This window comes from Pseudoalteromonas thalassia (assembly GCF_049257215.1).
Lineage (GTDB): Bacteria > Pseudomonadota > Gammaproteobacteria > Enterobacterales > Alteromonadaceae > Pseudoalteromonas > Pseudoalteromonas lipolytica_C.
Window position 1 is genome coordinate 60,681 of the sequence record NZ_JBMMUE010000009.1, and the last position, 20,231, is coordinate 80,911.

The 20,231-nt window shown below is 42.4% G+C and carries 19 protein-coding genes; 4 read left to right on the forward strand and 15 right to left on the reverse strand.

Translation table 11 applies throughout. The features are described 5' to 3' along the window. Positions 1–62 precede the first annotated feature (62 nt). The 13 genes from hflC to cutA all read right to left on the reverse strand — a co-directional run bounded on the left by hflC (position 63) and on the right by cutA (position 13,443). Entirely contained in the window at positions 63–941 is an 879-nt protein-coding gene (hflC, locus tag AAEU31_RS12020; RefSeq protein ID WP_421967310.1) for a protease modulator HflC, read from the reverse strand. 5 nt (positions 942–946) lie between these two features. Beyond that, positions 947–2,113 (reverse strand): FtsH protease activity modulator HflK, encoded by a 1,167-nt coding sequence (gene hflK, locus AAEU31_RS12025; RefSeq protein WP_135923270.1) that lies wholly within the window; start codon positions 2,111–2,113, stop codon positions 947–949. A 91-nt stretch (positions 2,114–2,204) separates the two neighbouring features. Beyond that, positions 2,205–3,494 carry a ribosome rescue GTPase HflX gene (gene hflX, locus AAEU31_RS12030; protein ID WP_135923269.1) on the reverse strand — a complete coding sequence of 430 codons (1,290 nt, stop codon included), beginning with the start codon at positions 3,492–3,494 and terminating at the stop codon, positions 2,205–2,207. A gap of 17 nt (positions 3,495–3,511) precedes the next feature. Next, complete coding sequence (gene hfq / locus AAEU31_RS12035; RefSeq protein ID WP_130050381.1) at positions 3,512–3,775, reverse strand: RNA chaperone Hfq; 264 nt, start codon at positions 3,773–3,775, stop codon at positions 3,512–3,514. Between the two features lie 80 nt (positions 3,776–3,855). Next, a complete protein-coding gene (gene miaA, locus AAEU31_RS12040) occupies positions 3,856–4,773 on the reverse strand; it encodes a tRNA (adenosine(37)-N6)-dimethylallyltransferase MiaA (RefSeq protein ID WP_281546935.1) in 918 nt (305 codons plus the stop codon). A 15-nt stretch (positions 4,774–4,788) separates the two neighbouring features. After that, complete coding sequence (mutL, locus tag AAEU31_RS12045) at positions 4,789–6,621, reverse strand: DNA mismatch repair endonuclease MutL (protein WP_421967311.1); 1,833 nt, start codon at positions 6,619–6,621, stop codon at positions 4,789–4,791. A 23-nt stretch (positions 6,622–6,644) separates the two neighbouring features. After that, entirely contained in the window at positions 6,645–7,952 is a 1,308-nt protein-coding gene (locus AAEU31_RS12050) for an N-acetylmuramoyl-L-alanine amidase (RefSeq protein WP_421967362.1), read from the reverse strand. Positions 7,953–8,024: 72 nt separating this feature from the next. Then, entirely contained in the window at positions 8,025–8,492 is a 468-nt protein-coding gene (tsaE, locus tag AAEU31_RS12055; RefSeq protein ID WP_199527639.1) for a tRNA (adenosine(37)-N6)-threonylcarbamoyltransferase complex ATPase subunit type 1 TsaE, read from the reverse strand. 141 nt (positions 8,493–8,633) lie between these two features. Beyond that, positions 8,634–9,974 carry an acetyl-CoA carboxylase biotin carboxylase subunit gene (gene accC, locus AAEU31_RS12060; RefSeq protein ID WP_138556681.1) on the reverse strand — a complete coding sequence of 447 codons (1,341 nt, stop codon included), beginning with the start codon at positions 9,972–9,974 and terminating at the stop codon, positions 8,634–8,636. A gap of 23 nt (positions 9,975–9,997) precedes the next feature. Next, a complete protein-coding gene (accB, locus tag AAEU31_RS12065; RefSeq protein ID WP_135923263.1) occupies positions 9,998–10,462 on the reverse strand; it encodes an acetyl-CoA carboxylase biotin carboxyl carrier protein in 465 nt (154 codons plus the stop codon). Between the two features lie 30 nt (positions 10,463–10,492). Beyond that, positions 10,493–10,945 carry a type II 3-dehydroquinate dehydratase gene (aroQ, locus tag AAEU31_RS12070; protein ID WP_135923262.1) on the reverse strand — a complete coding sequence of 151 codons (453 nt, stop codon included), beginning with the start codon at positions 10,943–10,945 and terminating at the stop codon, positions 10,493–10,495. A 348-nt stretch (positions 10,946–11,293) separates the two neighbouring features. Continuing rightward, on the reverse strand, positions 11,294–13,123 hold the full coding sequence (locus tag AAEU31_RS12075) for a protein-disulfide reductase DsbD (protein WP_421967312.1): 1,830 nt from the start codon (positions 13,121–13,123) through the stop codon (positions 11,294–11,296). Then, positions 13,123–13,443 carry a divalent-cation tolerance protein CutA gene (gene cutA / locus AAEU31_RS12080; protein ID WP_135923260.1) on the reverse strand — a complete coding sequence of 107 codons (321 nt, stop codon included), beginning with the start codon at positions 13,441–13,443 and terminating at the stop codon, positions 13,123–13,125. The genes AAEU31_RS12075 and cutA overlap by 1 nt, the downstream gene beginning before the upstream one ends. A 161-nt stretch (positions 13,444–13,604) precedes the next feature. On the opposite strand from cutA, the gene AAEU31_RS12085 reads away from it, so the two are divergent. From AAEU31_RS12085 to groL, 3 genes are all read left to right on the forward strand, one after another. Beyond that, entirely contained in the window at positions 13,605–14,081 is a 477-nt protein-coding gene (locus tag AAEU31_RS12085; RefSeq protein WP_253038523.1) for an FxsA family protein, read from the forward strand. Between the two features lie 143 nt (positions 14,082–14,224). Next, positions 14,225–14,512 carry a co-chaperone GroES gene (locus AAEU31_RS12090; RefSeq protein WP_036973362.1) on the forward strand — a complete coding sequence of 96 codons (288 nt, stop codon included), beginning with the start codon at positions 14,225–14,227 and terminating at the stop codon, positions 14,510–14,512. Between the two features lie 51 nt (positions 14,513–14,563). Beyond that, entirely contained in the window at positions 14,564–16,210 is a 1,647-nt protein-coding gene (gene groL, locus AAEU31_RS12095) for a chaperonin GroEL (protein WP_135923258.1), read from the forward strand. Positions 16,211–16,302: 92 nt separating this feature from the next. Here groL and AAEU31_RS12100 read toward each other — a convergent pair whose 3' ends face one another. Next, positions 16,303–17,772: an NAD(P)H-hydrate dehydratase gene (locus tag AAEU31_RS12100; RefSeq protein WP_421967363.1), complete on the reverse strand. Its 1,470-nt coding sequence runs from the start codon at positions 17,770–17,772 to the stop codon at positions 16,303–16,305. 171 nt (positions 17,773–17,943) lie between these two features. On the opposite strand from AAEU31_RS12100, the gene AAEU31_RS12105 reads away from it, so the two are divergent. After that, complete coding sequence (locus AAEU31_RS12105) at positions 17,944–19,254, forward strand: M24 family metallopeptidase (RefSeq protein WP_421967364.1); 1,311 nt, start codon at positions 17,944–17,946, stop codon at positions 19,252–19,254. 98 nt (positions 19,255–19,352) lie between these two features. Here the strand turns inward: AAEU31_RS12105 and speD are convergent, their stop codons facing one another. Further along, positions 19,353–20,165: an adenosylmethionine decarboxylase gene (speD, locus tag AAEU31_RS12110; RefSeq protein WP_063701590.1), complete on the reverse strand. Its 813-nt coding sequence runs from the start codon at positions 20,163–20,165 to the stop codon at positions 19,353–19,355. Positions 20,166–20,231: the final 66 nt, after the last annotated feature.

Consider the following 20,231-nt stretch of genomic DNA (forward strand, 5'->3'; position numbering starts at 1 on the left):
ATAAAACACAGAAACAAAAAAGCCCTACAAACTGCAGGGCTTTTGTTCAACACCGTGTTTAATTACTGTGCTTTCGATCCTTTCATATAGTTAAAGAAGTCGCTGTCTGGTGAAATCACCATTACGTCTTGTTTATCTTTGAAGGTATTTTTATACGCTTCTAAGCTGCGCACAAAACCAAAGAACTCAGCATCTTTGCTGTAAGCATTCGCGTAAATAGCAGCAGCTTCAGCATCACCTTGACCACGAACCGTACGTGCATTACGTTCAGCATCTGCCAGCATAACTGTAACTCGACGGTCTACCTCAGCACGAATCGTTTCAGCTTTTTCTTGACCTTCAGAACGGTGCTCTTTTGCCACTGCAGTACGCTCAGCACGCATACGTTGGAAGATTGAGCTACTCACTTCTTGTGGTAAGTTAATTTGCTTAACACGCACGTCTAGCACTTCGATACCTAGCTCCTGCGCACTTTCTGAAGCTTGTACTAATGCTTCTTCCATTAGCTCACTACGTTCACCAGAAACTATCTCTCTGATTGTACGCGAACCAAAGTTAGTACGAAGACCATTGTTCACTTTTTGCTTAAGTAATGTTTCAGCGTATTGCTTATCACCACGTGCACGAAGATAAAAAGCACTAAAATCATTAATACGCCATTTCACATACGAATCAACGATTAAGTCTTTTTTCTCGCTTGTTACAAAGCGGTCAGGTGCACCATCAAGCGTTTGAATACGTGCATCTAAACGACGTACTTGGCTAAAGAATGGTACTTTTAAATGTAAACCAGGGCCATATACCACCGCGTTATCGTTGCTGTCTTTTTCAACTTTGCTGAATAACAGTACGATCGCCTTTTCGCCTTCTTGAACAACAAATACAGCAGAGAAAGACAATACAACAGCAAGGGCAAGTATTACTAAACTAAAATTTTTCATCTTGCTTATCTCCCCTCATTAAAACGGTCAGTTGCGAAACGATCATTACTCGAATTAACCGTACTGTTACGCGACGTGTTTATTTTATTGCGAAGATCTTTGATATCACTTGAGCTTGGTAATGCAACACGTGTTGCTGTACCTTGCTTTTCCATGATTTTATCAAGTGGTAAATACAACATGTTATTACCGCCTTTCACATCAACTAACACTTTAGAGCTGTTACCAAGTACTTCTTCCATCGCATCGATGTATAAGCGCTGACGTGTTACTTCTTTTGCTGCTTGATATTCAGGTAGTAGCTTTTCAAATCGTGCCACTTCACCTTGTGCTTCAAGCGTAATACGTTCACGGTATGCTTCTGCTTCTTGCGTCATACGTGTAACCTGACCACGCGCTCGCGGTTCAATTTCACGGGCATAGGCTTCAGCTTCACGAATGAAACGTTCTTCATCTTCTTGCGCTGCAATTGCGTCATCAAAGGCGTCTTTTACTTCACCCGGCGGACGTGAATCTTTAAAGTTCACATCACTAACGATAATACCTAAATTATACGGCTCGATGATTTTGTTTAGCTCATCCCATGTTTGTTGACGAACAAGCTCACGGCCTGTTGTTAACACTTGGTCCATCTTCACATGACCAATTACATAACGCAGTGCGCTATCTAATGCTTGCTGTAAGCTATGATCAGCATCGGTGACGCTAAACTTGTATAAATGCGGGTCGATAACACGGTATTGTACTTCAAACTCAACATTAACCACGTTTTCGTCTTCGGTTAGCATGAAACCTTTTGCAGATAAAGAACGAACTGCTTCGATATCAACCGGGATCACGCGTTCAATGAAGGTCATTTTCCAACGTAAGCCTGGTTCTGCAATACGGTCATATTGACCAAACTGTAAAACAATACCACGTTCAGCTTCTTTTACTGTGTAAATACCACTTAATGCCCATACAATGACGGCAATAATCAGGATGAAAGAAATGCCTGCGCCACCAAGTCCGCCGTTATTTTTACCTGGCTTATTACCACCAAATAAACCGCCAAACTTGTTGCCGAACTTACGCAGTACCTCGTCTAAATCAGGTGGGCCTTGATCTTTTCCGCCTTTATTATTCCACGGATCTTTATCATTGCCATTGTTACCCGGTTCATTCCAGGCCATAGCTATACTCCATTGTTATCTAAATGAATTAGGTTAAATCTATCAAATCTACAGCATTTCTCATACTAAAAAAGACAAATGCTGGTAACTTTTAGTCAGCTGCAATAAAAGAATCGAGCTCTTGTCCCATTTCTTTTTTCAAGCGGTTCCACTCTGCCATAGGTAATCGTACTGACAACAGCCAGTTACCTTGTTCATCAAAACTCTCTTGATGAACCGCGTTTAAATTAAATAGTGCAGCTCGAATACGACCATGCTGAGGGGGTAATTTTAGCTCATCAGCAAACATCTTCTTGGCAAGTAACTCATTAATTGCCTCTGATAGTAGCTCGCAACCTACACCTGTACGCGCAGACAACCAAACTCGAATCGGCTGACCTTCGTCGTTTCTATCTATACGCGGCGCAACGTCATCTAGCGCATCTATTTTGTTATAAACTAGTAACTGCGGCACCTCATCTGCTTCAATCTCTTTTAAAACAGACTGTACTTGCTCAATATTTTCTTTACGTCGAGGGTCTGCCACGTCGATAACATGTAACTGTAAATCAGCTTCGCGGGTTTCAGTTAAGGTTGCTTTAAACGCCGCTACTAAATCATGAGGTAGATGACGGATAAAACCAACTGTATCGGCTAAAATTACGGGGCCGATATCGCCAATATCCAACTTACGTAGAGTTGGATCTAGCGTTGCAAATAACTGATCAGCTGCATACACATCAGAATCAGTAATACGGTTAAATAATGTTGATTTACCCGCATTGGTATAACCCACTAGCGATACTGTAGGGATTTCGTTACGCGTTCGCGCACGACGCCCTTGCTCACGTTGAACAGCCACTTTATCTAAACGGGCACGAATATTTTTAATTCTTGCACGTAGCAATCGTCTATCGGTTTCGAGCTGGGTTTCACCCGGACCACGTAAACCTATCCCGCCTTTTTGTCTTTCAAGGTGGGTCCAACCTCTGATCAAGCGGGTAGAAATATGCCTTAGCTGAGCTAACTCAACTTGAAGTTTACCTTCGTGAGTACGCGCTCGCTGCGCAAAAATATCAAGGATCAAACTCGTACGATCAAGTACACGGCACTGACAAACGCGCTCTAAATTGCGTTCCTGTGACGGGCTAAGTTGATGGTTGAAAATAATGACATCTGCATTGTGGATTTTGACAGTTTCAGCGATTTCTTCTGCTTTTCCGGTACCGACGAAAAGCTTCGGATGAGGTGCTTGACGACTGCCTTGCACAATCGCCAAACTACTAACACCAGCAGAAGATACCAACAACTCTAATTCGTGAAGATCTTCACGATCTCCCTCTTTAGGTAAGTCGATATGAACTAAAACTGCCTGTTCGCCGGCTTCATAACGGTCAAACAAGCATTACGCTCCTAAGTTTAAAAATTTCCAGGTTCTTGCTCTTCTGAATCATCACTTCCTTGAACACCTTGGAAGTTAACAGAACGCGCTGGAACAACAGTTGAAATAGCGTGTTTATACACCATTTGATTTACGGTGTTTTCAAGTAAAATAACAAATTGGTCAAATGACTGGATTTTACCCTGCAACTTAATGCCATTAACCAAAAAGATTGATACTGGAATGCGCTCACGACGTAACGCATTTAAAAATGGGTCTTGTAACGACTGGCCTTTTGCCATGTTATTTTCCTTCGTTCTAGGTGTTATTATAATTAAGTAGCTGAACTAATTTAACAAAGCTAAAAAAGTTCTAACTACTACTAGCTTAGCGAACTTACTACACGTTGCAAGTTTTCTTCATCACCCGTGGTTAACCAAGTTACTTCAGGCCAACCTCTTAACCAAGTTAACTGCCGCTTGGCTAACTGTCGTGTGGCTGCAATACCGCGAAAAACCATTTCATCATAGTCAATTTCGCCTGCAATGTAATCCCACATTTGTCTATAACCTACACAACGTATTGAAGGTAGATCTGGGTGTAAATCCTTACGTCTATATAGGGACGAAACTTCATTTTCAAACCCCTGTTCGAGCATTATTTTAAACCTTTTCTCAATCCGCTTATGTAATTCACTGCGATCATCAGGCGCAATGGCAAATTGATGAAAAGTATAAGGTAGCTCAGGCTGCTTTTGTTTTTGCAGCTCAGTCATTGTTTTACCTGTAATACGATACACTTCTAATGCGCGATTAATTCGTTGTGAATCATTTTCACTCATTTTATTCGCAGCATCTGGGTCGATATTCATCAGCTCTTTATGCAAATGAGGCCAACCAAATTGTTTTGCTTCTTTTTCCAGCTCACCGCGAACTTCCGGTGATGCTTCTGGTAGCGGCGATAGGCCATCAATAAGCGACTTAAAGTACATCATTGTACCGCCTACTAGGACAGGTACTTTACCTTGCTTATGAAATAGATCAATCTTTTCAATCGCATCACGGCGAAAATCCGCCACTGAATAACTTTCTGCAGGGTCAATAATATCAATCAAATGATGTGGCGCACGAGCAAGCTCTTCAGTGTTTGGTTTTGCTGTGCCTATATCCATATCTTTATAGACCAATGCTGAATCAACACTGATTATTTCAGTGTTTAAATGCTCACACAATGAAATTGCTAAATCGGTTTTCCCCGCAGCGGTTGGTCCCATTAAAAAAATGACCGGTAAGTTATTCAAGCCTAAATACCTTGCTTAATTTAAAAACTGAGATAGTTCTATTTTAACCGCTTTTTCGCGTAAACGTTGCATAGTTTGTGGATTATTTTCTAACCGCGATACTTGCTCCGCGAAGGCTTGGCTTGCGTAATAACGTGTTGGTATTTGCTGAACCAGCCAATTTAGCCATTCATCAAGCGAATTAGCTGATGCTTTACAGCCGTTGATCAGCCGTTCAATAGCATTACTCACATCGAGTAAATAAAGACAGGGTGGTAATTTTTTTACCATCACAAACTGTTTTTCAAGTATTAAATCAAAGCCTAGTAAGGTAAACCACGACTGCTGAGCATTTAAAGCGTTCATATCGTCAGCACTTGCATTGACTCTTACAGGTAATAATAAGGCTTTGCCGTCAAGGCTACCCGCTTGCTCTACTTGGGCTTGCCAGTCGAGTGCTAAGGCATGTTTAAAGTGAGCAGCAAACAATTGATTATCTTCACTAAACACACACTCACCTTCACGTACGTGAATGAGTTTGGCAAGCTTTGTCTGCTCAGTAACGGGGGCAGCAATGCTTGGCTCTGGGCTTACTTGATCAAAATGCGCGGCATGTTGCTCACTGATCCCTTGATAAAAAGCATTCACATCTTGATGCGATGTTTTACTGCGTCCTTGGCTGTTGCTACTAAAACCTCCACCTGAGCGCCCTGTGGCTCCTGAATAACTCGGTGAGCGTGTTGGCTGTAATTCAGATTTAGGGTAATCATATTGCTCAGTTGCCATAGCCTGATTAAAGTGTGGCTGCGAGCTTTGTGAATTAGCCTCGGCAAACGGAGTGCGGTCAAAGGTCGGCTCCTGAACAAAACCAGCCTCTTGCTGAAGCGGCACAACAACTTGTTTAATTGCCTGCAAAATAAAGTCATGCACTAAACGACCTTGATGAAAACGCACTTCATGCTTAGCCGGGTGCACGTTTACATCGACCTGACGAGGATCAATATCAATATAAATTACAAAGCCTGGTAGCTCTTCTGAACCTGCGACTTCTTCAAACGCTTGGCGGATCGCATGCAAAATGAGTTTATCGCGCATCATGCGATTATTAACATAGGTATATTGCGTGCTATTCGATGAGCCCACTGGTAATACCCAACCACGCAGCATCAAACCAGCTTCACCAGATTGAATATGCAGCCCTTGTTCACTAAAGGCTTTTCCAGCAACTTGTGCTACACGCGTTATTGCTTGCTCAGGGTTTGGTTTAGCACGGTATTGACGCACCACTTTACCGTTATGAGTAAGCGTAATAGACACATCAAAACGACTCAGCGCAATGCGCTTTATAAGTTCATCAATATGTGAAAACTCGGTTTTTTCGGTGCGAAGAAATTTACGGCGTGCTGGCGTGTTAAAGAACAAGTCTTTAACCTCGATAGTAGTACCATCAGGATGTGCGGTTGGTTTTACTTGCACAGCCATGTCACGACCTTCAGCAAAGGCTTGCCATGCGGCCTCTTGGTGTTTTGGCTTTGAACTTAATGTTAACCGTGATACAGAGCTTATAGACGCCAGTGCTTCACCACGAAAACCCAGCGAGCAAATGTTCTCAAGATCATCGAGTGATTTTAGTTTACTCGTGGCATGGCGTGAAAGCGCGAGGGTTAGCTCATCTTTATTAATACCAGAGCCATTATCGCGAATGCGAATGAGCTTATGACCACCCCGTTCAATATCTATTTGAATGCGCGTTGCGCCAGCATCTAAACTGTTTTCGACCAGCTCTTTTACAACCGATGCAGGGCGTTCAACCACTTCACCCGCAGCAATTTGGTTAGCCAATCGCGCGGGTAGTATTTCTATACTCATAGTGTTCCTAACACGAAAATTGACTAGCTTTGCGGAATATCAAGCTCTTGACCTATAAACAAGGTATTCGATTTTAAGTTATTGACCGTTTTTAGCTTACTAACAGAGGTGTTATATCTACTTGCCAAAATACTTAACGACTCACCCGGACGTACTCTGTGCTTTGTTGGAAATTGCGCTTTTAATTTCGCAAATAACGAGTCATCTGGGGGATTTTGCATGTAGTAATTTTTAATTGAGGTGAAAATTGCTTTCGCTAAGCGCTCCTGATGCTGCGCCGTTTTTAGCATTCGCTCTTCACGCGGATTCGAAATAAACCCTGTCTCGACCAAAATAGACGGAATATCCGGTGATTTTAATACCGCAAGGCTCGCCGCTTGTGGTTGCTTCTTATGCATTTTAGCTACTTTTCTTAATTCGCTAACTACTTCTTGTGCAACACTAAAGCCTGTTTTCATCGAATGATCCATCGACATATCAAGCAATGCTTGTGCTAAATATTTTTCGCTCGCGGTATCTTTTAATACCCCAGCGGCACCACCCAAAAGCTCGGAGTGCTTCTCTTTATCTTCAATCCACTTACCTATTTCTGAGTTAGCGCGGCGCAGTGAGAGCACCCACACAGAAGCACCATTTGGCTGCGGGCTAGTAAACGCATCTGCATGAATCGAGACAAAGAAATCGGCCTTTTTCTCACGGGCAATGCTGGTTCGCGTATTTAAGTTAACAAAATAATCACTACGGCGCACCATGCGCGAAATCATGCCTTTTTCGGCATCGATCATTCGCTCTAAGCGCTTGGCTATTTGTAGCGTAATATCTTTTTCATAAGTACCCGATGGACCAATTGAGCCTGGGTCTTCACCACCGTGACCTGCATCAATGGCAATCACGATATCGCGCTCTTGCTGTAGCTCACGCTTTTTAACGCTGGTATTCGTTGCAGCAATAGGCTCAGCTTTCGGTGTTTTGTCGATGAGATCAACGACTAAACGGTGCTTGTATGGTTCGGTAGGTAATAAGGCAAACACCACAGGTTTGCTGGCGCGTGCTAGTTCAAAAACAAAACGCACACTTTTGCTATCTTTAGGCTTTGAGTAACGAAGTTTTGAAACTATTTGATGCTTTTGCGGAATAACAGGCAAGTTATCGAGCTTATCAGTATCTTTTAGATCAATGACTAAACGCGCAGGGTTTTTCAGCATGAAATAGCTGTAATCAGGCTTTTCATCTAGATCAAATACCACACGGGTGCTATCTGGTGAGGGCCAAACGCGTACGCTATTAATAGTATTTTGTGCAAGCGCAACCTGGCTCACAACCAAAAACATTAAAATAGTTAATAGTTTAAACGTACAACGACCCATTTTTACTAGTACACCTTTATTTTTATATGTTTATTCTTACACGCTCTTCAATTGTTCGACAATAGATTGACCGCGCTTAGTTAAGCTATTAATAACAATAGCACGTGCCTCACCGTCATAACGCAAAGTAATATCAAGGTCGGGAGTTGGGATAAATTCACCTCCCTTCTCTGGCCATTCAACAACACAAATAGCCTGTGGCGAAAAATAATCACGAATGCCCATATATTCAAGCTCTTCAGGATCACCTAAACGATATAAATCAAAGTGATAAACATCAGCTTTAGTTAGTTGATAAGGCTCAACCAGTGTATATGTCGGACTCTTAACCTTTCCTTGATGACCAAAACCCTGCACGATACCACGGGTTAATGTGGTTTTACCGGCACCTAAATCACCGTGCAAATAAATGACAGCCCCTTGATCCATCAACGCTGCAAGTTGATTACCCATATTTACCGTTGCAGCTTCATCAGCCAGTGGAAAACCAACACTGTCGGTCATTGTTACCTCATGAAAAACTAAAAACACATTACTTTGTTAATCATACCAGATAATTTTTATAAGGCGAGAGCCGCTCTTATGCCTAATTTGACATAAAAAAGCCGGCAAAGTTGCCGGCTTTTTAGCTTAAACAGAATTTTTTTACAGACCGAGTTTCTTCTCAAGGTAGTGGATGTTTGTACCACCGTTTTGGAAGTTCTCATCTGCCAAGATTTTCTTGTGCAGTGGCGTATTGGTCTTGATGCCATCAATCACTAATTCGTTTAACGCATTGCGTGAACGAGCAATTGCTACATCACGGTTTTCACCGTAACAGATAAGCTTACCAATCATTGAATCGTAATGAGGTGGTACTGTGTAATCTGCATAGATGTGGCTGTCCCAACGAATACCTAAACCGCCAGCAGGGTGGAATCGCGTGATTTTACCTGGTGATGGAATAAATGTTTCTGGGTCTTCCGCATTAATACGACACTCAATTGCGTGACCACGAATAACCACATCTTCTTGAGTGAATGATAATGGTTGGCCAGCTGCAATTTTTAACTGCTCTTTGATTAAGTCAACGCCAGTGACCATTTCTGTTACTGGGTGCTCAACCTGAATACGGGTATTCATTTCGATGAAATAGAACTCGCCGTTTTCATATAAGAATTCGAACGTACCTGCACCGCGATAACCAATTTCGATACATGCACGAGTACAACGGTCACCGATGAACTTACGCATTTCAGCCGTGATACCTGGCGCTGGCGCTTCTTCAACAACTTTTTGGTGACGACGTTGCATTGAACAATCACGCTCACCTAAGTGAACTGCATTGCCTTGACCGTCTGCAAGTACTTGAACTTCGATGTGACGTGGGTTTTCAAGGAATTTTTCCATGTAAACCATGCCATTACCAAAGAACTGCTTTGCTTCTTGCTGAGTAAGAGCGATTGAATCAATCAGCTCTTTTTCGCTGCGAACAACACGCATACCACGACCACCGCCGCCACCTGCTGCTTTAATGATTACAGGGTAACCAATACGCTTAGCGATTTGAATGTTGCGCTCACTGTCTGCCGTTAATGGGCCATCAGAACCTGGTACACAAGGTACACCCGCTTTACGCATCGCTTCGATTGCAGAAACTTTATCACCCATTAAACGAATCGTGTCGCCTTTAGGACCGATAAATACAAAGCCGCTTTGCTCAACTTGATCAGCAAAGTCTGCATTTTCAGAAAGGAAACCATAACCTGGGTGGATAGCAACTGCGTCTGTTACTTCTGCCGCTGCAATAATGCGCGGAATATCTAAGTAACTTTCAGTGGCTGCTGGTTTACCAATACAAATTGTTTCGTCTGCCAGTAACACGTGCTTAAGATCACGGTCTGCCGTTGAATGCACAGCAACAGTTTTGATCCCAAGCTCTTTGCAGGCGCGCAGTACGCGAAGTGCAATTTCACCTCGGTTTGCAATGACTACTTTATCTAACATAGAGTTGGCCTTTTGTTGCGCTGTTATTCAATGATGAATAAAGGTTGATCGAATTCTACTGGCTCGCCATTTTCAACTAAGATAGCTTTTACTGTGCCGGCTTTATCAGATTCGATTTGGTTCATCATTTTCATTGCTTCAACGATACATAACGTGTCGCCAACATTTACTTTTGAACCTACTTCTACATAAGGTGCTGCTTCAGGAGAAGCTGCTGAGTAGAAAGAACCAACCATAGGCGATTTAACTTGATGACCTGTTGGTGCTGCTGGTGCTGCGTCTGCCGCTGGCGCTTCTGCTGCAGGAGCAGGAGCTGCTGGCGCTGGTGCAGGCGCTGCGTACTGTTGAGGAGCATACTGCATTGCAGGCGCTGCACTCATGTTGTTACGATTAATGCGTACTGATTCTTCACCTTCAGTGATTTCTAATTCAGCAATACCAGATTCTTCTACTAGTTCGATAAGTTTTTTGATCTTGCGAATATCCATGAACGACCCGCCTGTAAGTTTTATTTAAAATTAATGTGTGTTTTGCAACCGGCTAACCGCAGCTTCAAGTGCTACTTTATAACCCATTGCTCCTAATCCTACGATAATGCCTTGTGCCACATCCGAGAAATACGAATGATGACGAAATGCCTCCCGTGCGTGCACATTACTTAAATGCACCTCGTAAAAGGGAATGTTTACACTGAGTAATGCATCCCGTAAGGCAACGCTTGTATGCGTAAATGCGGCAGGGTTAATAATAATTGCATCAACCACTTGCCATGCATCGTGAATTCGCTCTATTAATGCAGCTTCACTGTTACTTTGAAAATGCGTTAAATCAACATTGTGACCCGCAGCAACCTGACTAAGTTCAGCGATAATCTCATCAAGAGATTGGGTGCCGTACTTTTCTGGTTCACGCTTGCCAAGCATGTTTAAATTTGGCCCATTAAGAACTAAAAGTTTGAATTTTGCAGCCATAATACGCGATATATCCTTTAAGTAAGCAGTTTAACCATATTCATCATAAACCCACGCTTAACCTAAGCGTATCGATGTAAAATAGCAACTATTTCTCACGTTAACCACCTATTATAGATATTTCGACGTAAATAGCAGCAAAATACTGGTCTAATCACTCATAGCACAAAGCAAATGTAGGCATAGCAAGGCACACAACAGGGTTAATCAATGTATTCACTTGCTGTTTAATTGAACTTTTACAACAAAAATCACTCATTTACTTTTAGTTTGAGTACTTTTTCTTAGTGAGAAACAAAAACGCCACTCAGATGAGTGGCGTTTTGCTATTTTCTAGCACGTTTGCGTTTATTTAGCAGTATTTCGCACTTTTGCCAGATGTTCTGCAAAGTCTTTAGCATTTAAAAAGCCTGTTACACGTTGCTCTAAAAGCTCATTACCTTGGCTGTCAAAGAACAAAATGCTGGGTAACCCGAATACCGTGTATTCTTCCATTAGCTCAATGGTTTTTGCATCACTTTCGGTTAAATCGATTTGGATTAACTCAAAGTGCGCAAATTGTTCTTGTACCTTAGCATCAGGAAACGTGTAGTGTTCAAACTCTTTACACGCGACGCACCAGTCAGCGTATAAGTCGACCATTACTAAGCGCCCTTCGCTACTTGCCTTTGCAATCTCTTCTTTCAATTCACTTAAATTAGCAACTTGTCTAAAGCCATGTGTTTGCACTTCAGCTTGTGCAACCGCCGCTTTAGTAGGCCAAAAATAACTTTTCGTTAAACTCGCTCCAGTCACAACCAGTAAGGTTGCAGCAAACCATAATGCTGTTTTTAACTTACCTTGCGATTGACCACTTTGCCAATGATGTAAGTACAAGGCTGTAGCAAGTGCTAATAAACCAGCCATTAACCAAATGATCTCGATATCAACAATGCGCTCTAGCAGAATTAGCGGCACAACTAGCATAATGAAACCGAATAACGTTTTCACTTGTTCCATCCAACCACCGGCTTTAGGAAGTAGTTTACCACCTGATGTACCTAGCAATAATAAAGGCAGTCCCATGCCTAAGCTCAGTACATACAAAGTTAAACCTCCCACTAAATAATCACCACTTTGTGCAACATAAAGCAATGCAGCTGACAGTGGTGCAGTAGTACAAGGTGAAGCAATTAAGCCAGACAGTACACCCATCATAAATACGCCAACATAGTTGCCGCCTTTTTGCTGGTTGCTAACCTGAGTGAGTTTATTCATCATGCCGCTTGGCAGTTTAATTTCGTACCAGCCAAACATCGACATTGCTAGCAATACAAATAAGATACTAAAGCTGATTAGTACTGTAGGATGCTGCAAATACCCTTGTACTTGCCCACCTAAAGATGCAACCACTAAGCCCAGTGCTGCATAGGTAACTGCCATCCCTTGCACATAAACAAACGACAGCGAAAACGCTTTTTTAGTCGATAGGTTCTGCTGACCTGCAATAAGGCTCGACAAAATCGGAAACATTGGGAATACGCATGGTGTAAAAGCCAGACCAACACCGACTAAAAAGAAGATAACTAGGTTCGTTAGTAAACCTTGTGACGCTAGTTTATCGGTATATGACTGCTCACCAACTGGTTTTGATACTTCTTGAGAAGGCGCTGATGATGCGTCATTTGCCTCTGCGGCTTGTGTTAATGCAGCCAATGCATTGCCAGTATCTGCAGTTTGCGATACTTGCTCACCAGCAATCACAGATAAAGGAATAGTTCTCACTTCTGGCGGATAACATAACCCCGCTTCGGCACAGCCTTGAAAACGAACTTTAACAACTGCCCCATCTGTGATGTTGCTTACTTTTGTTATCACACTTAATGAATCAAAAAATACTTCGGTCTTACCAAAAAACTCATCTTCAATAATGACGCCTTTACCAAGCTCAGGCACCTCTATATCAGCTCCCTTGGCAATAATTTCGACTTTCTTTTTATAAAGATAATAATCGGGCGCTATATCCCAACCAATGAATAAGGTTTTACCTTGCTGATCAAAATCAAAAACAAAGGCTTTATCAACAGGGAGAAAGGTGTGTTCTGCCGGTTGCTGCAGTAAATTACCAAGTAAATTACTATTACTTGCGCTTGCAGGCAATAACCATAGTGCGCAAAGTAATAAAAGGAACGATCGCATTAATTAAGTACCTCATCCATCCAATTAAAATAGGCTAAATTGCCTGTTGCTACATCAACGACCTGAATCTCAGGGACCTCATAACTATGCAATTTCTTGATAGTTTGGATCACCTCATTCATTTTTTCTGATTTAGTTTTGATCAGTAATTTACTCTCTGTCGCTTGCGTTAACTCGCCTTCCCACATATAGATAGATTCGATAGTAGGCAGAATATTGACACAGGCAGCTAGCTTTTCTTTCACTAGGTGTTGAGCCAGCTGACGAGCCTCAGCTTCATTCGCACAAGTAGTAAAAATCAGTCGATAATGCGTATTCATAAGGAACCTTTTTTTGATCACGTGAGTCGCACCATAGTAGCTGATAGCAGCAATAATGTGTAGCGAGCTAGGTGATCCATGGCTCCAGCTTGAAAAAAGACCCGATCACCCCAACTTATATTTCATTGACTCCAAAGAGAGTGACATTTTTAGAGAGCGTTATGTTTAGATTTTTGTTTTTGTTATTTATTTTAGTGCCGATAGTGGAGATTGCCTTACTTATTCAAGTGAGTGAAGTCATTGGCGGGTTTGCCACCATAGCGCTAGTTATCGTCACGGCCATTGTTGGTGCCAAATTAGTGAAGCAGCAAGGCATGGGAGCAATCCAAAATGTGCAACTACAAATGGCGCAAGGGCAAATGCCTGCGAAAGAATTATTTACTGGCTTGTGTGTGATTATTGCCGGAGTGTTATTAATGACTCCTGGCATAATGACAGACTTTTTTGGCTTTTTATTACTTACCCCAGCAATACGTAATAAATTAGCTACAAGCCTTGCCAGCCATGCAACTGTGCGTATGAGTTCACAAGCGAATCAAGGCTCTGCACACTTTCAATACCACAGTAAAGCACCCCAACACGAAGAGCCAACTCATCAACCGACAACTATTGATGGTGAATTTGAGCGAAAAGATTAAAATTTTTTAATTTTTGTACTTGGATTTTTTTAAGCCACCCCCATTAATGAAGGCAATGAAACGCAACGGGTGGCTTAGCACTCCCCTGCAATAACACAAGATTTTTTCTGTACTGTTCAGAAACTGTTAGGAGAACTAAATAAATGAACATTCGTCCTTTACATGATCGCGTCATCGTTAAGCGTCTAGAAGAAGAAACTAAGTCTGCTGGCGGTATTGTATTAACTGGCTCTGCAGCTGAAAAATCAACTCGCGGAGAAGTTATCGCTGTTGGTAATGGCCGTGTTTTAGACAACGGTGAAGTAAGAGCATTAGAAGTTAAAGCCGGTGACACTGTGCTGTTCGGCTCTTATGTTGAAAAAGCTGAAAAGATCGAAGGTCAAGAGTACCTGATCATGCGTGAAGATAACATTCTAGGCATTGTAGGCTAATCCTACTTTTCGTTTAGCAACCCGTTTACAGAATTTAAGAGGAATTTAATCATGGCAGCAAAAGAAGTACTTTTTGCAGGTGACGCACGTAGCAAAATGCTAACTGGCGTAAATATTTTAGCAAACGCAGTAAGAGTAACTTTAGGTCCTAAAGGTCGTAACGTTGTATTAGACAAATCTTTCGGTGCTCCTGTAATCACTAAAGATGGTGTGTCTGTAGCTAAAGAAATCGAGCTTGAAGACAAGTTCGAAAACATGGGCGCACAAATGGTTAAAGAAGTAGCGTCTAAAGCGAATGACGCTGCAGGTGACGGTACAACAACAGCAACTGTATTAGCGCAAGCTATCGTAAACGAAGGCTTAAAAGCAGTTGCAGCGGGTATGAACCCAATGGACCTTAAGCGTGGTATCGATAAAGCAGTTACTGCTGCTGTTGAAGAGCTTAAAGCGCTTTCTGTACCATGTGCAGACACTAAAGCGATTGCTCAAGTAGGTACTATTTCTGCTAACTCTGATAAAGAAATCGGTGACATCATTGCAGAAGCAATGGAAAAAGTTGGCCGTGATTCAGGCGTTATCACTGTTGAAGAAGGTCAGTCGTTAGAAAACGAACTAGACGTAGTTGAAGGTATGCAGTTTGACCGCGGTTACCTGTCTCCTTACTTCATCAACAACGCTGAAAAAGGCGCTGTAGAGCTAGACAACCCTTACATTCTACTTGTAGACAAAAAAGTATCTAACATTCGTGAGCTACTACCTACATTAGAAGCGGTTGCTAAAGCTAGCAAGCCACTACTAATTATTGCTGAAGACCTTGAAGGTGAAGCACTTGCAACACTTGTTGTAAATAACATGCGCGGCATCGTAAAAGTTTCTGCAGTTAAAGCGCCAGGTTTTGGCGACCGTCGTAAAGCAATGCTACAAGACATCGCAGTATTAACTGGTGGTACAGTAATTTCTGAAGAAATCGGTTTAGAGCTAGAAAAAGCCACAATCGAAGACTTAGGTACAGCGAAACGCGTTGTGATCACTAAAGATGATACAACAATCATCGATGGTGCAGGTGAAGAAGACGGTATCAACGGCCGTGTTGCACAAATCAAGGCACAAATCGAAGAAGCAACGTCTGACTACGATAAAGAGAAACTACAAGAGCGCATGGCTAAACTAGCTGGCGGTGTTGCAGTAATCAAAGTTGGCGCAGCAACTGAAATCGAAATGAAAGAGAAGAAAGACCGCGTAGAAGATGCTCTACACGCAACTCGCGCAGCGGTTGAAGAAGGTGTTGTACCGGGTGGTGGTGTTGCACTAGTTCGCGTAGCAAGCAAACTTGCTGAGCTAGTTGGCGACAACGAAGACCAAAGCCACGGTATTAAAGTTGCACTACGTGCGATGGAAGCACCACTTCGTCAAATCGTAACTAACGCAGGTGACGAAGCATCTGTTGTTGTTAACTCAGTGAAAGGCGGTGAAGGTAACTACGGTTACAACGCAGCATCTGGCGAGTACAACGACATGATCGAAATGGGTATCTTAGACCCAACTAAAGTAACGCGTTCTGCACTACAGTACGCAGCTTCAATCGCGGGTCTTATGATCACAACTGAAGCAATGGTTGCTGAAATCCCTAAAGACGACGCTGGTGCTCCTGATATGGGCGGCATGGGCGGCATGGGTGGTATGGGCGGCATGATGTGATAAACATCTCTCCCTAAGTACCTTGCTTAAAAAACCCAGCTTCGGCTGGGTTTTCTTTTAGCTATCAATTTAAGCTATCAGAAACTGACCACTCAGTTAACCAACTCCCTCACTATCGCGAACAAGTCACTTGGCAACATACCACGCTCACCATCGCGCTCAGCGGCGATATCACCCGCTTTCGCATGTAAGCAGACCCCTAGGCAGGCTGCTTGCTGGGTAGTTAGCCCCTGTGCGATAAGTGCCGCGATGATACCTGTTAAAACATCACCACTGCCGCCAACGGCAAGTGCAGGATTTCCATCTGTACACACCCATGTTTTATTCTTGTCTGCAATTAAACTGCCAGCACCTTTGAGTACACAAGTAGTGGTATAGCTGCGTGCAAGCTGTTTTACCGCATGAAAGCGATTTTCTTCAATATCGTTAGCGCGACAATTAAGCAGTCTTGCAGCCTCACCGGGGTGCGGTGTTATAACCGTATTGGCTAATGGAAATGAAGAAGCATGCTGAGCTATTAAATTAAGTGCATCAGCATCAATAACCAATGGCTTATTATTAGTAAAGCAATACTGCATGACCGTTTCAAAGGTTGTTTCGGACCACGCGTCCTGTCCAAGCCCAGGACCAATAGCAATACAACTCGCCCATTCTAGCGCACTAATTAAATGTGTATCGGTAACCATAATCTCAGGCCGCCCAATGCTCACTGGCAGAATAGAACTGCTATGGGTATACACTTTAACCATGCCCGCACCTGTGCGAAGAGCGGCTTCTGCAGTTAAACGAATTGCGCCTGCGGTGCCGGCATTACCACCAATGCACAGCAATTTACCATGACTGGTTTTATGGCTGTTGTTATCGCGCTTGGGAAGCCTCGACAGGGCCTTATAATTGATTAGCTCTGCAGTAGGTGTCGTCAATTGTAAAAAGGTATCTTGAATAGCTAAGTCTGCAAACTCAAGCTCTCCTGTATGTGCTCGTCCTTGCCCAGTTACTAAACCTTGTTTAATACCCACAAAGGTGACGGTGAGCGCTGCTTTTATTGCAACTCCCTGTACTACACCTGTGTCTGCATTAATGCCTGACGGGAGGTCAATAGCAACAACTGGCACTTGGCTTTCGTTGGCTGCTTTAATTAATTGTGCGAATGGCTCTCGCACCTCGCTTTGAATACCCGTGCCGAGCAAGCCATCAATGATGATGTCAGCTGTTTTAATTAAGCTTAGATCTGCAGTAATTGTCCCACCTAATTCTAACCAAGCTTGCTGGGCGGTGAGCGCATCCCCTTTAAGGGGTTGCTCAGGTTTTGCTGCTATAACCGTCACCTGCATCCCAGCATGTTTAGCTAAGCGTGCCACAACATAGCCATCACCAGCGTTATTACCAACGCCAGTTAATACAACAAACTTTTTAGCATCAGGAAAGTAGTTAAGTAGATGCTGATAAGTCGCTTGTCCGGCCCGTTCCATTAGCTCATAAAGTGTTACACCACACCGTTTAGCTGCTGGGCCTTCATTTTCACGAACCTGTTTTGCTAAAAATACCTGCTGATTCATTATTATCCTTAACTTTATTCCCAATCTACACCTTTACTTTAGCAAGCGAGTTTACGCATAGAAACCTGTAATTCACCTTAAATTACTCGTTTATTGTATAGAGTGTTGCTATGTTTTTAAGCAGTTTATAAAAATAATAAAGGAAACAACAACGTGCTAAATAAAACAAACATTATGCTAGCGCTAATACTATGTAGCTTGTGGGCATTGCCCATTAAGGCGAGTGAATTATCGGTTCTACCAATGAAGGAGCGCGCTGCTTTTATAGATAAAGTCACAGAGCTTAGGGTTAAAACGCTTTTGCCCTCGCTTATGAAGCAACATAATATTGATATGTGGCTTATGATTAGCCGCGAATACAATGAAGATCCTATTTTAAAAACCTTTCTGCCGGCAACTTGGCTTTCTGCAAGGCGAACAACCATACTTGTTTTTGCACTCAATAAACAAGGCGAAGTTGACGCACTCGCAATAGCGCCCTACAGCATAGGCACTGTATTTAAAAAAGCATGGGACAAACAACAGCAGCCAGATCAATGGTTAGCCTTAGTTGAACTGATTGAGCAATATCAACCCAAAAATATCGCACTTAACACATCAAAAATCTGGGCTCATGCAGATGGGCTCGTTGTTAGCGATTTTAATGCACTTAAAAGTGCTCTCCCAAATAAATACCTTAATAAACTGATTTCTGCAGAGCCCCTCGCGGTAGCTTGGCTAGAACAACGCATACCTGAAGAAATAGCAATGTATAAAAAAGCGGTCGCCATTGCGCATCAAATTATTGCTGAGGGGTTTTCAAGTAAAGTCATCACTGTCGGTAAAACTTCAACCACAGATTTAACTTGGTGGCTTAGAGAGCGGGTAAGGGAATTAAAACTGCAAACATGGTTTCACCCAAGCGTCAGTATACAACGTGCCGATAAAACAACTTTTGACCATGAGACCAGTTTTAGTGAAGGTGATAAGCAAATTATTCAAGCAGGGGATCTGCTGCATGTTGATTTTGGTATTACCTATTTGCGTTTAAATACTGACACTCAACAACATGCTTATGTGTTAAAAGAAAATGAAACACAAGCACCCGAGTATTTAATAAACGCATTAAAACGCGGTAATCAATTGCAAGATATTTTTACTTCACATTTTGCAATCGGGAAAACCGGTAACGAAGTACTGAAAGAATCACGCGCCGAGGCAATTGCTAAAGGATTAAAGCCAACCATCTACACGCACCCAATTGGTTATCATGGCCACGCAGCAGGTACAACATTGGGCATGTGGGATTCTCAACAAGGTGTTGCTGGCGACGGTGACTACCCGCTTAACTTAAATACGGCGTATTCGATTGAGTTAAATAATGCTGTATATATAGAGCCTTGGAACAAAGAGATCCGTATTATGCTCGAAGAAGATGCTTTTTTTGATAGCTCTGGAGTTTGGTATCTTGATGGCAGACAAACAGAGTTGCTACTTATTAAGTAACTGAGGGTTCGCAGTTACAACTGCCACAACACAAAGCCTGAAATAAAAAACGGCGTGTAACATACATTACACGCCGTTTTTTTTAAGCTTGCGGCTACTTACTCTGTGTCTGGTAAGTTACGACCGTAGAAGATTTCTTGCATCTCACGAGTTAACTTAGAACGAATTTCTTCTTCTTCGTCTTCTGAAAGATCTGCTGTAGAAACACCGAATAAATAAGTATTCAAGTCAGTTTCTTTTAGCATCATCTTAGTGTGAAACAAGTTCTCTTGATACACGTTTACGTCCATCATTTGGTACGCTTCTTTTGTATCTTCAGTCATGTAGTTCTGAATTGAGTTAATTGCGTGGTCGATATAGTGCTTAACACCATCCACATCACGCGTAAAACCACGTACGCGGTAGTCAATTGTTACAACATCAGACTCAAGGCTGTGAATTAAGAAGTTTAACGCTTTTAATGGCGAGATGATGCCACACGTTGATACTTCAATATCAGCACGGAACGTACAAATACCATCATCAGGATGTGCTTCTGGGTATGTGTGAACACAGATGTGGCTCTTGTCTAAGTGCGCAACAACAGTTTCAGGCAAAGGACCCGGCGCTTCATCAACGTCATAGGTAGTTTGCTGCTCAATTGGCTCTTCTGAGATCAGAATTGTCACACTGGCACCTTGCGGATCGTAATCTTGGCGAGAAACATTCAAGATGTTTGCACCAATAATATCCACAACTTCACCTAAAATATCGGTAAGGCGATCAGCACTATACTGTTCGTCGATATATTCAATATATTCTTTACGCTGTTGTTCAGTCTTTGCGTAACAAATATCGTAAATACTAAAGCTTAAGCTCTTAGTTAAGTTATTAAAGCCATGAAGCTTAATTTTATCGAAGGGTTTATTCATGCTAAACCAACCTTTAAACGAGTGAAACCTGCACCAGCAGAAATAAAAGTTCGCGGATTTTATACG

Bases quoted from the DNA above. Each gene is read 5' to 3' on its own strand.
- hflC (WP_421967310.1), bottom strand. From the start codon at position 941: ATGAAAAATTTTAGTTTAGTAATACTTGCCCTTGCTGTTGTATTGTCT.
- AAEU31_RS12105 (WP_421967364.1), top strand. From the start codon at position 17,944: ATGCTAGCGCTAATACTATGTAGCTTGTGGGCATTGCCCATTAAGGCG.
- AAEU31_RS12090 (WP_036973362.1), top strand. From the start codon at position 14,225: ATGAACATTCGTCCTTTACATGATCGCGTCATCGTTAAGCGTCTAGAA.
- tsaE (WP_199527639.1), bottom strand. From the start codon at position 8,492: ATGACCGACAGTGTTGGTTTTCCACTGGCTGATGAAGCTGCAACGGTA.
- hflK (WP_135923270.1), bottom strand. From the start codon at position 2,113: ATGGCCTGGAATGAACCGGGTAACAATGGCAATGATAAAGATCCGTGG.
- hfq (WP_130050381.1), bottom strand. From the start codon at position 3,775: ATGGCAAAAGGCCAGTCGTTACAAGACCCATTTTTAAATGCGTTACGT.
- speD (WP_063701590.1), bottom strand. From the start codon at position 20,165: ATGAATAAACCCTTCGATAAAATTAAGCTTCATGGCTTTAATAACTTA.
- AAEU31_RS12075 (WP_421967312.1), bottom strand. From the start codon at position 13,123: ATGCGATCGTTCCTTTTATTACTTTGCGCACTATGGTTATTGCCTGCA.
- AAEU31_RS12050 (WP_421967362.1), bottom strand. From the start codon at position 7,952: ATGTTTTTGGTTGTGAGCCAGGTTGCGCTTGCACAAAATACTATTAAT.
- mutL (WP_421967311.1), bottom strand. From the start codon at position 6,621: ATGAGTATAGAAATACTACCCGCGCGATTGGCTAACCAAATTGCTGCG.
- cutA (WP_135923260.1), bottom strand. From the start codon at position 13,443: ATGAATACGCATTATCGACTGATTTTTACTACTTGTGCGAATGAAGCT.
- accB (WP_135923263.1), bottom strand. From the start codon at position 10,462: ATGGATATTCGCAAGATCAAAAAACTTATCGAACTAGTAGAAGAATCT.
- accC (WP_138556681.1), bottom strand. From the start codon at position 9,974: ATGTTAGATAAAGTAGTCATTGCAAACCGAGGTGAAATTGCACTTCGC.
- AAEU31_RS12085 (WP_253038523.1), top strand. From the start codon at position 13,605: ATGTTTAGATTTTTGTTTTTGTTATTTATTTTAGTGCCGATAGTGGAG.
- aroQ (WP_135923262.1), bottom strand. From the start codon at position 10,945: ATGGCTGCAAAATTCAAACTTTTAGTTCTTAATGGGCCAAATTTAAAC.
- groL (WP_135923258.1), top strand. From the start codon at position 14,564: ATGGCAGCAAAAGAAGTACTTTTTGCAGGTGACGCACGTAGCAAAATG.